We start from the raw sequence: 13,780 nt of genomic DNA on the forward strand, positions 1-13,780 counted from the left end.
AGGGGCGCACCCGGAGATCCGGATGCGCCCCTGCGCTGTACGTACGGCGGCCGGCCAGGCGGTACCAGGCGGCGGGCCGTGCGCTCGGTGTTACGCGCCGCGCAGGGCGGCTCCCGTGCGCTCGACGGCCGCGGCGACCGCGGCGTCGCGGGCTGCCGTGGCCTCCTCGGCGGTCAGCGTGCGGTCGGCGGCGCGGAAGCGCAGCGCGTAGGCCAGCGACTTCTTGCCCGCGCCGAGCTGTTCGCCGGTGAAGACGTCGAACAGGCGCAGCGACTCGAGGAGTTCACCCGCACCGGACCGCAGTGCGGCCTCGACATCGGCCGCGGGGACCGAGGCGTCCACGACGAGCGCGACGTCCTGGGTGGCCACCGGGAAGGTGGACACGTGCGGGGCCCGGGCGACGCCGGTGCCCGCGCGCTCCAGCAGGTCGAGCTCGAGCTCCATCGCGCAGGTGCGCTCCGGCAGGCCGAACGCCTTGGTCACGCGCGGGTGCAGCTCGCCGGCGCTGCCGACGAACACCTCCGCGCCGTCGACCACCACGAAGAAGGCGGCACACCGGCCGGGGTGGAACGGCGCCCGCTGGTCCTGGCGGACGAGCAGCTCGGCACCGGCCTCACGGGCGACCGCGCGGGCCGCCTCGACGGCTTCCGCCCAGCCCGCCGGACGGCCCTGGCCCCACCAGCCGGGCAGCTCGCGCGCCCCGGCGAGGACGGCGGCCACGTGCCGCGGCTGCCGGGGCAGCGCGGCGTCGAGGCCGGCGATCTCCTCGTCGGTGGGGCGGCGGTCGACCGGCAGTCGGACCGAGCGACGCTCGTCACCGGTCGGCTGGAAGACCAGGCCCGTCTCGAAGAGCGCGAGGTCGCGCTCACCGCGGCCGTCGTTGCGGCGCAGGGCGCCGAAGAGCCCCGGCAGCAGCGTGGTGCGCAGCGCCGGCTCGGTGTCGGCGAGGGGGTTGACCAGGCGCACCACCGAGCGGCGCGCGTCGTCGGCCTCCAGGCCGAGGTGGTCGAGGGCCTCTTCCCCGATGAAGGGGTAGTTGGGCGCCTCGACGAAGCCCGCGCCGGCGAGCGCGCGGCCGACCCGGCGGTGCAGGCGCTGCCGCTCGGTCAGGCCACGCCCGGCGGGGGGCTGCGGCAGGGTGGAGGGCAGGTTCTCGTAGCCCTCCAGGCGGATGACCTCTTCGGCCAGGTCGTTGGGGTCGGTGAGGTCCGGCCGCCAGCTGGGCACGGTGACGATCAGCTCGTCCTGCCCGTAGACGTCGCAGCCGACCTCCTGGAGGCGGCGGACGACGGTCTCCCGGCCGTACTCGACACCGGCCACCCGGTCGGGGTGGTCGGCGCTGATCGAGATGGTGCGGGGCCCGCTGGGGGCGACGATCTCGGTGACACCGGCCTCGGCGCTGCCGCCCGCGAGCAGGACCATCAGGTCCACGGTCCGCTGGGCCGCCGCGGAGGCGGCGTTCGGGTCGACACCGCGCTCGAAGCGCTTGGACGCCTCGGAGGACAGCTTGTGACGGCGGGCCGTCCGCGCGATGGAGACGGCGTCGAAGTGCGCGGCCTCGATGATGATCTCGGTGGTGCCGCTGACCGCGCCCGTCTCGGGGTCCGCGGTGGCGTCCGCGATCTCGGTGTTGGCCCCGCCCATGACGCCCGCGAGCCCGATCGGCCCGTTGTTGTCGGTGATGACGAGGTCCTCGGCGTCCAGCACGCGCTTGGTGCCGTCGAGGGTGACGAGCTTCTCGCCCTGCTCGGCGCGGCGCACCCCGATCGGCCCGTCGATGCGGGACCGGTCGTAGGCGTGCAGCGGCTGGCCCAGCTCGAGCATCACGTAGTTCGTGACGTCGACGGCCAGCGAGACCGGGCGCATGCCCGCCTTCTGCAGCCGGCGGCGGAGCCAGATCGGCGAGTGCGCCTCGGGGTCGAGACCGGTGACCGTGCGGGCGGTGAAGCGCGCGCAGCCGGCCGGGTCGGCGACCTTGACCATGTAGCCGTAGCTGTTGGGCGCGGGCACGTCCAGCAGGGCCGGGTCGCGCAGCGGCAGCCCGTAGGCGGTCGCGGCCTCGCGGGCGACGCCGCGCATCGACAGGCAGTAACCCCGGTCGGGGGTGACGGCGATGTCGAGGACCTCGTCGACCAGCTCGAGCAGCTCGATGGCGTCGGTGCCCACCTCGTGCTCCGGCGGCAGGACGATGATGCCGCCCGTGCCGTCGTCGCCCATGCCCAGCTCGTCGCCCGAGCAGATCATGCCGTGGGAGGTGCGGCCGTAGGTCTTGCGCGCGGCGATCGCGAAGTCGCCGGGCAGCACGGCGCCGGGCAGCACCACGACGACCTTGTCGCCGACGGAGAAGTTGCGCGCACCGCAGACGATCTCCTGCGGTTCGCCCGTGCCGTTGGCCCGGCCGACGTCGACCGTGCAGAAGCGGATGGGCTTACGGAAGCCCTCCAGCTCCTCGATCGTGAGGACCTTGCCGACGACCAGGGGGCCCTTGAGGCCGGTGCCGAGCTGCTCGACACGCTCGACCTCGAGGCCGGCGGCGACGAGTTTGGCCTGTACGTCGCGACCGGTCTCACCGGCCGGCAGGTCGACGTATTCCCGCAGCCAAGAAAGCGGGACCCGCATCAGATCTCCATCCCGAACGGCCGGGTGAAGCGCACGTCACCCTCGACCATGTCTCGCATGTCTTCGACGTTGTGGCGGAACATGAGCATGCGCTCGATGCCGAACCCGAAGGCGAATCCGCTGTACTTCTCCGGGTCGATGCCCGCAGCCACCAGCACCCGCGGGTTGACCATGCCGCAGCCGCCCAGCTCGATCCAGCCCTCGCTGGAGCAGGTGCGGCAGGGGCGGTCGGGGTTGCCGACCGACTCGCCGCGGCACACGTAGCACCGCATGTCCATCTCGGCGGACGGCTCGGTGAACGGGAAGTAGTTCGGCCGCAGCCGGGTGGTCACACCGGCCCCGAAGAGCGCCTGGACCATGTGGTCCAGGGTGCCCTTGAGGTCCGCCATGGTCAGGCCCTCGTCGATGGCGAGCAGCTCGACCTGGTGGAAGACCGGGGTGTGCGTGGCGTCCAGCTCGTCGGTGCGGTAGACGCGGCCCGGGCAGATCACGTAGATGGGCGGCTCACGGTCGAGCATGCTGCGGACCTGCACCGGGGAGGTGTGGGTGCGCAGCACGACGCCGGAGTCGGCCTTGCCGTCGCCGTCCTGGACGAAGAAGGTGTCCTGCATGGCGCGGGCCGGGTGGTCCGGCTCGAAGTTCAGGGCGTCGAAGTTGAACCACTCGGCCTCGACCTCGGGGCCCTCGGCGACCTCGTAGCCCATCGCGACGAAGACGTCCTCGATGCGCTCGGAGAGCGTGGTCAGCGGGTGCCGGGCACCGGCAGGGACGCGGTCGTACGGCAGGGTGACGTCGACGGCCTCCTCGACCAGCACACGGGCGTCACGCTCCGCCTCCAGCTCCACCTGGCGGGCGGCGAGGGCCTTGCTCACGGCACCGCGGGCCATGCCCACGCGCTTGCCGGCCTCGGCCTTGGCCTGCGGCGGGAGCGCGCCGATCTCGCGGTTGGCGAGGGACAGCGGCGACGTGGGACCGGTGTGCGCGATCTTCGCCTCGTGGAGGGCCTCGAGGTCGCCGGCGGCGGCGAAGGCGGCGAGCGCTTCGCCCCGCATCCGCTCGATCTCTTCCGGTTTCAGTGCCTCGACCTCGACAGGGTCGTACGACTTATTGGGTGCGGACATCTCTTCCCGTGCTTCCGATCGGCTGGCTTCGCTTCGCTGCGCGGCTTTGCCCGACTGAGTTGGTGCCAAGGTCGTGCCAAAGGTGCCAAAGGTCGAGTCTAAAGGGCGCGGGTGGTCGGGTGGGCCCGCGGGCTGCGCTCAGGCCTGGGTGAGAAAGGCCGGGGCGCCCACGGGCAGGGTAAATCGGAACTGCGCGCCACCGTGCGGGGTGCGTCCCACGGTGATCGTCCCGCCGTGCGCCTCGACGATGCCCTTGACGATGTAGAGACCCAGGCCGGTGCCGCCGCGCTTGCTGCCCCGCCAGAAGCGGGTGAAGACGCGGCCCATCGACTCCTCGGGGATGCCGGGGCCCTCATCGCTCACGGTGACCGCCGTTCCCTCCGTGTGGGCCTTCATCCGGGCCGGTGCGACCTCTATGGTGACCGTTCCCTCGCCGTGGCGCACCGCGTTTTCCAGCAGGTTGCCCAGCACCTGGTCGATCTTGTCCGGATCGGCCCAGAGGTCCGGCAGCGGCTCCACGACCCTGATCCGGAACCGCTCGGCGCGCTGTCCGGCCGTGGTGTGGGCCTGGACGTGCCGACGGACGGCCCCGACGATGTCGACGGGCTGGCGGCGCACCTCCAGCCGCCCGGAGTCGATCCGGGAGATGTCGAGCAGCTCGGCGATGAGCCGGTTGACCCGGTCGGCGTCGGCGTCGACGGTCTCCAGCATCAGCCGCTTCTGGTCGTCGGTGAACCGCTCCCACTTCGCCAGCAGCGTCGCGGTGAAGCCCTTGACGGAGGTCAGCGGCGAGCGCAGCTCGTGGGCGACGGTGGCGATCAGCTCGGCGTGGCTGCGCTCGGTGCGCCGCCGCGCCTCGGTGCCGCGCAGTTGGACGACGAGCCGGATCACCGGCCCGTTCGGCCGCTCGCGGACGTACCGGGCGGAGACGAGCACCTCGCGGCCGCCGGGGAGCAGCAGCTTCCGCTCCGGCTGGCCGACCCGGGTGCTGAGCCCGCCGTAGGGATCGGTCAGGGTCCACCAGCGGCGGCCGTCCAGATCCTCCAGCGGCAGGGCCCGCTCCAGCGGCCGGCCCAGCGCGTCACCGGCCCGTACGGCGGTGATGCGGGCCGCGGCGGCGTTGAAACAGGTGACCCGGCCGGTGTCGTCGGCGACGACCAGCCCGTCCGGCAGGTCGTCGGGGTGCAGCCCGAGCCCGCCCGCGCCGGTGACCGGCGTTCCATGGGATCCGTGGGAGGCGTCCGGACAGGTGTCGGCCACTCTCCCGGAAGTCCTGACGTTCACCACCCGCACCCCCTCCCGAGCCCCCGGACCGCAACCCTACTAGCTGGAGGTCACGGAGCGGCACCCTCCGGCTGCACGCTGCGCACGGGCGGAGGCATACAGGCACACGGCGGCGGCCGTCGCGAGGTTCAGGCTCTCGGCCTTGCCGTGGATCGGCACCCGTACCACCGCGTCGGCGAGCGCCCGGGTCTCCTCCGGCAGCCCCCACGCCTCGTTGCCGAAGATCCAGGCGGTGGGGGTGCCCATCGCGCCCCGGTCCAGCTCGGCGTCGAGGTCGACGCCCGCGCCGTCGGCGGCCAGCACCCGCACCCCGGCGTCCCGCAGCCCGCGCGCGGCCTGCTCGACGGGGACCCCGACGGCGACCGGCAGGTGGAACAGGGAGCCCACGGAGGCGCGTACGGACTTGGGGTTGTACAGGTCCACCGAGGCGTCGGTGAGCACCACGGCGTCCGCGCCGGCGGCGTCGGCGCAGCGCAGCACCGTACCGGCGTTGCCGGGGTCGCGGACGTGCGCGAGGACGGCGATCAGCTTGGGGCGGGCGGCGAGGATCTCCTCGAAGGGCGAGTCGAGGAAGCGGCAGACGCCGACCAGGCCCTGGGGGGTGACCGTCTGCGAGAGCTCGGCGATCACGTCGTCCTCGGCGTAGTGCACCCGGACCCCGGCGGCCAGGGCCGCCTCGACGATCTCGGCGTGCCGCTCGGCGGCCTCGACGGTCGCGAACAGCTCGATGAGGGTGGGCTCGCCGCCGCTGCGGTGCTCGATCGCCTCCCGCACCGCCTGGGGGCCCTCGGCGATGAACCGTCGCTCCTTGACCCGGAAATTGCGCTTGGCCAGCCGGCGGGCGGCGATGACGCGGGGAGAGCGCGGGGAGATCAGCTCGGGGGTGCCCATGGGCGGCGGCTCACTTCGTAGTCACGAGGGAAGAAGGCTGGGGACGGGGCTCGGCTCGACGGCGGAAAAACGATGGACCCGCAGGCCGCGGGGCCTGCGGGTCCGATCGACTGCCTCGGGGCGCCGGATCAGGCGGCGGCCTTCGGGGCGTTGACGTCGGCCGGCAGAGCCTTCTGCGCGACCTCGACGAGCGCGGCGAACGCGTTCATGTCGTTGACCGCGAGCTCGGCCAGGATCTTGCGGTCCACCTCGATGTTGGCGGCCTTCAGACCCTGGATGAGGCGGTTGTACGTCATGCCGTTCTGGCGGGCAGCGGCGTTGATGCGCTGGATCCACAGCTGACGGAAGTCGCCCTTGCGCTTCTTGCGGTCGTTGTAGTTGTAGACCAGGGAGTGGGTGACCTGCTCCTTGGCCTTGCGGTACAGGCGCGACCGCTGGCCGCGGTAGCCCTTGGCCGCCTCGAGGATCGCCCGGCGCTTCTTGTGGGCGTTGACTGCCCGCTTGACGCGTGCCACTTGTTAACTCCTTGTAGCGGGGCCGCGGTGGATTCTCACGCGGCCCGAATTCGATTGGGTCCCGGTCCGACGCGCACCCCGGGCGAGCGGGGTGCGAAACGTCACTTGCCGAGAAGCTTCTTGATCTTCTTGGCGTCGCCCGGGGCCATCTCGGCGTTGCCGGTGAGGCGACGCGTCAGCTTGGACGACTTGTGCTCGAGCAGGTGGCGCTTGCCGGCGCGCTCGCGCATGACCTTGCCGGAGCCAGTGATCTTGAAGCGCTTGCTGGCACCGGAGTGCGTCTTGTTCTTCGGCATGCGCCGTATCTCCTCGTCGGTGGCACTCCCCCGGGCCCGGAAAACGGGCGCACGGAAGCGTCAGCTTGGTTCGGTTGGTGCCCGGGGCGGTGCCCCGGGCCGGGTAATCCAGGGCCGCGGGGCCCCTGGATCACGCCTCTGCAGGCTCCTCGGCGGACTGCTCCTGCTCGGCGGGCTGCTCCTGCTCGGCGGAGGCACCCTGGCGCTCCGCCTTGCGAGCGGCCTGCGCCTCGCGGGCTTCGGCCATCGCCTCGGTCTTCTTCTTGTGAGGACCGAGAACCATGATCATGTTTCGGCCGTCCTGCTTCGGGTTCGACTCGACGAAACCGAGGTCCTGGACGTCCTCCGCCAGCCGCTGCAGCAGTCGGTAGCCCAGCTCGGGGCGGGACTGCTCGCGACCACGGAACATGATCGTGATCTTGACCTTGTCGCCCTGCTTGAGGAACCGGACGACGTGACCCTTCTTGGTGTCATAGTCGTGCGGGTCGATCTTCGGCCGGAGCTTCATCTCCTTGATGACCGTGTGCGCCTGGTTCTTGCGCGCCTCACGGGCCTTCATGGCCGACTCGTACTTGAACTTGCCGTAGTCCATGAGCTTGCAGACCGGCGGCCTGGCGGAAGCGGCAACCTCGACGAGGTCGAGGTCGTACTCCTGCGCGAGCTCAAGGGCCTTGGCGAGCGGCACAATGCCCACCTGCTCGCCGCTCGGACCGACGAGTCGCACCTCGGGGACGCGAATCCGGTCGTTGATGCGGGGCTCGGTGCTGATGGGGCCTCCTAGGTAGCACCACACGGTTGTCTGGCGGACAGCCGCGTAACGTCTGTTCGGGATGACCCCCGCGTCGTACTCGTGACGCAAAAAACGCCCCGGACGGGACACAGGCAGGGGCTCCTCAAACACCGGGAGCACCGCCGCGGTCAACCGCGAGGCGCAACAGCGATTCCACATCGTCCGTACGGAACGATGGGCGTCGCCTGACCGGAGACCTGCCGGCCCGGGGGCCGTGCGAGGTGGGAGATCGGAGCCTCCACTTGTGGGCCGGGCACGCGAGTGTCCAGCCGGTCGAGGTCCAGCATAGCAGTGACCCGGCCCGGTCCCCACTCGGCGGGACCCGGGCCCTAGGCTGGGCCCATCGGCCGGGACACATCGTCCGGCACGAGAAACGTCCGGCACCAGGACCCGTACACCGACCCCGTACGAGCGGCCGGACCCGAAGCGGAAGAGCAACCATGAGCGACGCCACCCCCGAGACGCCCCCGTCTGCCCCGACCGCCCCGTCGGCCTCCTCCGAAGAGGCGCCGGACTTCGACAGCATGACCCGTGACATCGCGGACGTGCCCGCGGTCGAGGTGATCACGACGGTCGCGGTGCACCTGATGAGCTCGGCGGCGGTCAACCTGGGCCTCGCCGAGGAGGGCGAGCACCACAAGGACCTGGACGAGGCCCGCAAGCTGATCACCGCCCTCGCCGGGCTGGTCACCGCCAGCGCCACCGAGGTCAGCAACTTCCACGCCGGACCGCTGCGCGACGGTCTGAAGTCGCTCCAGCTGGCCTTCCGTGAGGCCTCCGTCGTACCGGACGAGCCGGGCAAGGGCCCGGGCGAGCAGTACACGGGCCCGGTCTTCGGCTGAGCCCCTCCCCCCGGCCCCGGTCCCGGCGGTCTCAGGCCGTCGGGCGGGGCTCCGTGGAGAGCTCGTCCGCGAGGTGGGCCGGACCCATCCGGGGATGGGTGACCCGGTGCGCGAACGCCGCGAGCGCGGCCCCGATCGGCGGGGCGACGAGGAACAGCCACAGCTGGGAGAGCGCCCCGCCGCCCGCGAAGAGGGCCGGCCCGAGGCTGCGGGCCGGGTTCACGGACGTGCCGGTCAGCGGGATGCCCACCAGGTGGACCACCGCGAGCGCCAGCCCGATGGGCAGCCCGTCGAAGCCCACGACGGCGACCTTGTGGGTCACCGACAGGACGACGAGGACCAGCAGGAAGGTCATCGCGACCTCGGCGAGGAACGCGCCACCGGTGTTGAGGTGCACCGCCGACCGGTCGGCGAAGCCGTTGCTGCCGAAGGCGCCGTGCGTCTGCAGCCCCGGCACCTGCTTGGCCAGCAGGAACAGCAGCGCGGCCCCCACGATGCCGCCGAGCAGCTGCGCGATCCAGTACTCCAGCGCCGTACGCCGGGAGATCCGCCCCTCCAGCAGCAGACCGAGCGTGACCGCCGGGTTGACGTGACAGCCCGATATGGGCCCCAGGGCGTACGCCAGGGCCAGAAGAGTGAATCCGAAGGCCAGGGCGATGCCGAGCACACCGATGTAGTCGGCCGCGAGGACCGCGGATCCGACGGCGAAGAAGACCAGCAGCAGGGTCCCGAGGAATTCGGCCGCGACGGTCCGCTTCTGCACGGGGTCGAGCCGGTCGAGCCGTAGTGATCCCAGTTTCACGGCGTCCATGGCGTCCTCCCGGGGATCTCGTGGACTGTCCTCGCATTGTCGGACGGTCTCAGGCCGGGCGCCTGTCGGCTTGGCAGCCGGGGGGGCACGAAGGGCCCGTCTTGTCCCGCACCACCGCTGCGCGGCAGTGTCCTCAATCGCCGGACGGGCTGCTGTGCTGTGCCCTCAAACGCCGGACGGGCTTGGCGGCTGAGCTCAGCCACAACAAGCCCGTCCGGCGTTTGAGGACGCGCCCGCAGGGCGCTCGCCGCCGCAGGCGGCACCGAATCAGTGCGGAGCACCCCGCAGGGGATCAGCGGCTGAAGAGCGGTTCCCCGGGGACCGCCGCCCCCGGCGGCAGCAGGGCCAGGTCCAGGCCCTTGACGAGCCGGGCGCGCAGCACGTCGTCCGCCGCGAGGGCCTCCGCGACCTTCCGGACCACCTCGGCGGGGACGGCGCCGTCCGCCAGGGCGAGCGCCAGGGTGCCGTCGGCGTCCGTCGAGGGCGCGAGGTGCGCGCGCAGCACGCCGACCTCGCCGGCCAGCACGGACCGCAGGGCGTCGGTGACGGCCGGGTCGGCCGCCGGGTCCCCGCTGTCCCGTCCCTCCGCCAGCGCCAGCAGGGCCGGGCCCGTCAGCTGGTACGGCACGGGTCCCGCGAGATCCAGCACGATCGTGTCCGCCTTCTCATGGGCGGCCGCCTGGAGCGCCTGGTGCAGGGGCACGGCCACGGGGCGCGCGTCCGCGCGCCAGCGGGCCAGGGTCTCGATGGAGGTGAACGCGGGCAGCGCCTTCCGCCCGTCCGGCGCCTGGAGCGTCGGCACGGCCATGTCACTGGTCTTCTCGCGCCGCAACCCGTCCGGCCCGGTCTCCACCTCACCGAGCACGGCGACCACCGGCACGAGCAGCCGTGCCGCTCGCAGGGCGACAAGGACACCGGCCTCGGCGCCGTCGGCGGAAGGATCGGCCGACCAGGCAGCGAGCGCCGCCGCGAGGGCGGGGTCGGCGGAGCCGTTGTCGTCGGAAAAACCGGGGTCCGGGATGTTCTTTCGCTCCACGGTTTGAGCCTACCGGCCCGGCACGGGGCCCCTACCGGGGGGTTTGCCGGGTGCGGGTCCGGCTGCGCGCAGCGGCAGCGTCACGAACGGCGACGTCCACGCCGGAGCACCACCGCTGCGGCGAGCAGCGCCACACCCACCGCGCCCGCCGCCAAGGCCGGCACAGGGATTCCGGGTTCGGAGGAGTCCGACGAGTGCGGGCCGGGCCCGAAGTACCGGCCCGTGTAGTCGCGTGCGACACGCGGACCACTCGCCGAGGGACGCAGACGCGAACCCCGCGCAATCGCAGCCGCCGGGTCGACCAGCCCCGCGCCCAGCGCGTCCGAGCGGCCGCCGCGTGGGGTGTCCCGGGCCGTGGAGGTGAGGAGGTCGCGGATCTGGGCCGGGCTCAGGCCCGGGTGCGCGGCGCGGACGAGGGCGACGGCGCCCGAGACGAACGCGGCGGCGGCGCTCGTGCCCCAGCCCTCGTAGTAGCGGCGGTCGGGGTCGGCGATGACGACGTCGACGCCGGGCGCGCTGACGGTCGCGTACCAGCGGCGGGTGGAGAAGGCGGCGCGGCTGCCGTAGCGGTCGACGGCGGCCACGGCGATCACCCCGGGGTATGCGGCGGGGTAGGAGACGTGGTCGCCGTGCTCGCCGCCGTTGCCGGCGGAGGCGACGACGACGGCGCCCTTGCTCAGGGCGTACCGGACGGCGGCGTCCTCGCGGGGTTCGGGGTGGGCGGAGTCGCTGTCGTCGCCGAGGGACAGGTTGATCACGTCGGCGCCGTGGTCGGCGGCCCAGCGGATGCCGTCGGCGAGGGCGCCGCCGCGTGCGGTGCGGGCCCGGGGGCGGGCCGGGTCCTTGTCCTCCAGGATCACCCGGACCGGCAGGATCTTCGCTTCCGGGGCGATGCCGAGGACGCCGTCGGCGTTGTCGTCGCCGTGGCCGCGCCCGGCGATGATGCCCGCCATGGCGGTTCCGTGCCGGGCCCACGCCCGGTCGCCGCGCCGGGCGCCGAAGCCGACGAGGTCCTCGCCGGGCAGGACTTGGCCCGCCAGGTCGGGGTGTCCCTCGTCGACACCGGTGTCGAGGACCGCGACGGTGATGCCCGCGCCCTTGGTCGTCTTCCACGCCTCCTGGGTGCGCAGGGCGTCGAGGGCCCACTCCTGGGCCCGTATGGTGTCGGCCCGGGCGGACCCGGCGGGCAGGGCGACGAGCGTGGCGGCGGCCAGCGCGGTGGCGGCCCGGCGGACGCCGTGGGGCACCGTCATCGGGTGGTCTCCTGAGGTCGTGTCACGGCCTGCCGGACGCCTTGCTCCAGTCGGTCGGCGAGCGCGTTCGCGTCGTGGCCGAGGCCCGCCTGGGCGGGGGCGGAGGTCGCGCCGGGGCGGACGGCACGTTCGGCCGGCTGGGGCGGGGTGCCCGTACGGGCGTCGGCGAAGCCGGTCACGGCGTAGACGACGGCCGGGGCGTCGGTCAGGACGCTGATGTGCCAGCTGGCGCGCTGGGCGTCGCCGAAGCGTTCGGCGGCGGTGCCCTTCGGCGCGTACGGGCGGGGCATCAGATCCGGGCGCTCACCGAGGCGTTCGCCGGTGAACCGCTTGCGCAGGGCACGCATGCCGGTGGCGTCGGTGTCGGTGACGAGCAGTCCGACGGTGGTCACGCGGGTCGAGGTGGCGTCGGTGTACGCGGCCCGCAGCAGCCGCTTGCAGCCGGCCGGTGCCAACGCCCTGGCCAGCAGGGGGTCGAAGGCGCCTTTGCAGTCGGCGTCGGCGGCGACGCCGATGCGGGTCCAGTGGCGGGCAGCGCCTCCGGGGCCGGCCGTGGCGTTGTGCACGGTCCGGGGGAAGAGGGTGTCCACGGGCACGGTCCGCCAGAGGTCGGCGCCGCGCGCGTAGGCGGTTTCGGCCGCGCCGCGCTCCCCCGGCGCGGTGAGCCATGTGCCGGCGACGGCGCCGCCGATGAGGCCGAGGCCGAGGACCGCGCACGCGGCGGCCGCGGCACCGCGCCCGGGGCGTCTGCGGGGGGCGCCGGGCTCGGTGCCGTCCGGCGGCGGCCCGGGGGCGCCCCGCCATGGCGGGGCCTGCCAGGCGTCCGGCGCCATGGCGGGCAGGGGGGTCCGGGCGAAGGGGGCGGACGGCAGCATGGGGTCCGCTTCGGTGCTCAACTTGCGCTCCCCCTCGCGAGCCGGCTCGCCGTACCGCCCTCGGGACAGGCCGGTTCGAATCCGTACAACCCGCCACCGGCGGGTGGCCCGTGGCGTGCGCGGACACTCTACGGGGCGGGGAGCCGCACGGGCCATTCGCCAGTGACGGCCCTCTGTTCAGGGGTGATTGCCTCTGGCAGGCTGCCCGCCATGGCTGCTCACACCGTCGGTTCCGCCGCCGACCGGGTCCGCTACGACCGGGCGACGGCCCATCTGGACGCCCCGCTGGCCGTGGTCGACCTGGCGGCGTTCGACGCCAACGCCGGGGAGCTGGTGCGGCGGGCGCGGGGCAAGCCCGTCCGGGTGGCGAGCAAGTCGGTGCGCTGCCGGGCGCTGCTGGAGCGGGTGCTGGCGCGCGAGGGGTTCGCGGGGGTGATGAGCCATACGCTGGCGGAGTCGCTGTGGCTGGCGCGTTCGGGCTTCGACGATGTGCTGTTGGCCTATCCGTCGGCCGACCGGGAGGGCTTCGCCGAGCTGGTCTCGGACGCCAAGCTCGCGGGCGCGGTCACGGTGATGGTGGACGACCCGGCGCAGCTGGCGCTCATCGACGCGGCGCGGGCCGGGCTGGGCCGGACCGAAGAGGTGCGGGTGTGCCTGGAGTTGGACACCTCGCTGCGGTTGTGGCGCGGTCGGGTGCGGATCGGGGCGCTGCGCTCGCCGCTGTGGGAGCCGGGGGCGCTGGCGGAGCTGGCCCGGCTGATCGACCGTCGGCCGGGGTTCCGGCTGGTGGGGTTGATGGCGTACGAGGCACATGTGGCGGGCGTCGGTGACGCGGTCGCGGGGCGGCCGGTGCGGTCGCGGGCGATCCGGCTGATGCAGAAGGCGGCGCGCAGGGAGCTGGCGGTCCGTCGGGCCGAGGCGGTGCGGGCGGTGCGGGCCGTGGCGGAGCTGGAGTTCGTCAACGGCGGTGGTTCGGGCAGTGTGCAGCACACCGCGGCGGAGGCGGCGGTCACGGAGGTGGCGGCCGGGTCGGCGCTGTACGCGCCGCGGCTGTTCGACCACTACACCTCCTTCAGGGGCCGGCCCGCCGCCCTGTTCGCCCTGCCGGTGGTGCGCCGCCCGGGGGTGGGGGTGGTGACCGTGCTGGGCGGCGGCCTTCCGGCGTCGGGGGCCGCGGGCGCGGACCGGCTGCCGGTGCCGTATCTGCCGGCGGGGTTGCGCCTGGACGCGCGGGAGGGCGCGGGCGAGGTGCAGACGCCGCTGATCGGGCAGCCCGCCGACGATCTGCTGGTGGGCGACAAGGTGTGGTTCCGGCACGCGAAGGCCGGGGAGCTGTGCGAGCGCTTCGCGCTGCTGCGGCTCGTCGACGGCGACCGGGTGGTGGAGAGCGTTCCCACCTACCGGGGCGAGGGCCGCACTTTCGTCTGAGGGCCGGTACGGGGAGGGG

Annotated in this window: 13 protein-coding genes; 2 read left to right on the forward strand and 11 right to left on the reverse strand. The window is 73.4% G+C overall.

Features of this window, described 5'->3' with window-relative positions; translation table 11 throughout:
- Positions 1-90: 90 nt before the first annotated feature.
- The 7 genes from pheT to infC form a co-directional block, all read right to left on the reverse strand.
- Positions 91-2,619: a phenylalanine--tRNA ligase subunit beta gene (pheT, locus tag JO379_RS07275; protein WP_130876950.1), complete on the reverse strand. Its 2,529-nt coding sequence runs from the start codon at positions 2,617-2,619 to the stop codon at positions 91-93.
- Positions 2,619-3,740: a phenylalanine--tRNA ligase subunit alpha gene (pheS, locus tag JO379_RS07280; RefSeq protein ID WP_209514379.1), complete on the reverse strand. Its 1,122-nt coding sequence runs from the start codon at positions 3,738-3,740 to the stop codon at positions 2,619-2,621. Before pheS ends, pheT begins: the two co-directional genes overlap by 1 nt.
- Positions 3,741-3,878: 138 nt before the next feature.
- Positions 3,879-4,928 (reverse strand): sensor histidine kinase, encoded by a 1,050-nt coding sequence (locus JO379_RS07285; RefSeq protein WP_242625973.1) that lies wholly within the window; start codon positions 4,926-4,928, stop codon positions 3,879-3,881.
- 135 nt (positions 4,929-5,063) lie between these two features.
- Positions 5,064-5,915, reverse strand: a complete 852-nt coding sequence (locus tag JO379_RS07290; protein WP_130876953.1) for a TrmH family RNA methyltransferase — start codon at positions 5,913-5,915, stop codon at positions 5,064-5,066.
- 128 nt (positions 5,916-6,043) lie between these two features.
- Entirely contained in the window at positions 6,044-6,430 is a 387-nt protein-coding gene (gene rplT, locus JO379_RS07295) for a 50S ribosomal protein L20 (RefSeq protein ID WP_102921913.1), read from the reverse strand.
- Positions 6,431-6,531: 101 nt separating this feature from the next.
- Positions 6,532-6,726 carry a 50S ribosomal protein L35 gene (gene rpmI, locus JO379_RS07300; RefSeq protein WP_071964711.1) on the reverse strand — a complete coding sequence of 65 codons (195 nt, stop codon included), beginning with the start codon at positions 6,724-6,726 and terminating at the stop codon, positions 6,532-6,534.
- 130 nt (positions 6,727-6,856) lie between these two features.
- Positions 6,857-7,519 carry a translation initiation factor IF-3 gene (gene infC, locus JO379_RS07305; RefSeq protein WP_130877080.1) on the reverse strand — a complete coding sequence of 221 codons (663 nt, stop codon included), beginning with the start codon at positions 7,517-7,519 and terminating at the stop codon, positions 6,857-6,859.
- A 437-nt stretch (positions 7,520-7,956) separates the two neighbouring features.
- Here infC and JO379_RS07310 point away from each other — a divergent pair, with 437 nt between their 5' ends.
- Positions 7,957-8,358 (forward strand): DUF1844 domain-containing protein, encoded by a 402-nt coding sequence (locus JO379_RS07310; RefSeq protein WP_209514380.1) that lies wholly within the window; start codon positions 7,957-7,959, stop codon positions 8,356-8,358.
- Positions 8,359-8,389: 31 nt separating this feature from the next.
- Here the strand turns inward: JO379_RS07310 and JO379_RS07315 are convergent, their stop codons facing one another.
- The 4 genes from JO379_RS07315 to JO379_RS07330 all read right to left on the reverse strand — a co-directional run bounded on the left by JO379_RS07315 (position 8,390) and on the right by JO379_RS07330 (position 12,354).
- Positions 8,390-9,121: an MIP family channel protein gene (locus JO379_RS07315; RefSeq protein ID WP_130877081.1), complete on the reverse strand. Its 732-nt coding sequence runs from the start codon at positions 9,119-9,121 to the stop codon at positions 8,390-8,392.
- Between the two features lie 340 nt (positions 9,122-9,461).
- On the reverse strand, positions 9,462-10,205 hold the full coding sequence (locus JO379_RS07320) for an SseB family protein (protein ID WP_209514381.1): 744 nt from the start codon (positions 10,203-10,205) through the stop codon (positions 9,462-9,464).
- Positions 10,206-10,285: 80 nt separating this feature from the next.
- Complete coding sequence (gene mycP / locus JO379_RS07325) at positions 10,286-11,458, reverse strand: type VII secretion-associated serine protease mycosin (RefSeq protein WP_209514382.1); 1,173 nt, start codon at positions 11,456-11,458, stop codon at positions 10,286-10,288.
- The gene (locus tag JO379_RS07330; RefSeq protein ID WP_245381405.1) at positions 11,455-12,354 is read right to left on the reverse strand and encodes a hypothetical protein; all 900 of its coding nucleotides are present in this window, start codon (positions 12,352-12,354) and stop codon (positions 11,455-11,457) included. The genes mycP and JO379_RS07330 overlap by 4 nt, the downstream gene beginning before the upstream one ends.
- A gap of 189 nt (positions 12,355-12,543) precedes the next feature.
- Between JO379_RS07330 and JO379_RS07335 the strand changes: the two genes are divergently transcribed.
- Positions 12,544-13,761, forward strand: a complete 1,218-nt coding sequence (locus JO379_RS07335) for an alanine racemase (protein WP_209514385.1) — start codon at positions 12,544-12,546, stop codon at positions 13,759-13,761.
- Positions 13,762-13,780 lie beyond the last annotated feature (19 nt).

It is taken from the genome of Streptomyces syringium, from assembly GCF_017876625.1.
Classification (GTDB): Bacteria; Actinomycetota; Actinomycetes; order Streptomycetales; family Streptomycetaceae; genus Streptomyces; species Streptomyces syringius.

Excerpts from the sequence above, each read along its gene's own strand:
- pheT (WP_130876950.1), bottom strand. The coding sequence starts at position 2,619 with ATGCGGGTCCCGCTTTCTTGGCTGCGGGAATACGTCGACCTGCCGGCC.
- pheS (WP_209514379.1), bottom strand. The coding sequence starts at position 3,740 with ATGTCCGCACCCAATAAGTCGTACGACCCTGTCGAGGTCGAGGCACTG.
- JO379_RS07290 (WP_130876953.1), bottom strand. The coding sequence starts at position 5,915 with ATGGGCACCCCCGAGCTGATCTCCCCGCGCTCTCCCCGCGTCATCGCC.
- rpmI (WP_071964711.1), bottom strand. The coding sequence starts at position 6,726 with ATGCCGAAGAACAAGACGCACTCCGGTGCCAGCAAGCGCTTCAAGATC.
- JO379_RS07310 (WP_209514380.1), top strand. The coding sequence starts at position 7,957 with ATGAGCGACGCCACCCCCGAGACGCCCCCGTCTGCCCCGACCGCCCCG.
- mycP (WP_209514382.1), bottom strand. The coding sequence starts at position 11,458 with ATGACGGTGCCCCACGGCGTCCGCCGGGCCGCCACCGCGCTGGCCGCC.
- JO379_RS07335 (WP_209514385.1), top strand. The coding sequence starts at position 12,544 with ATGGCTGCTCACACCGTCGGTTCCGCCGCCGACCGGGTCCGCTACGAC.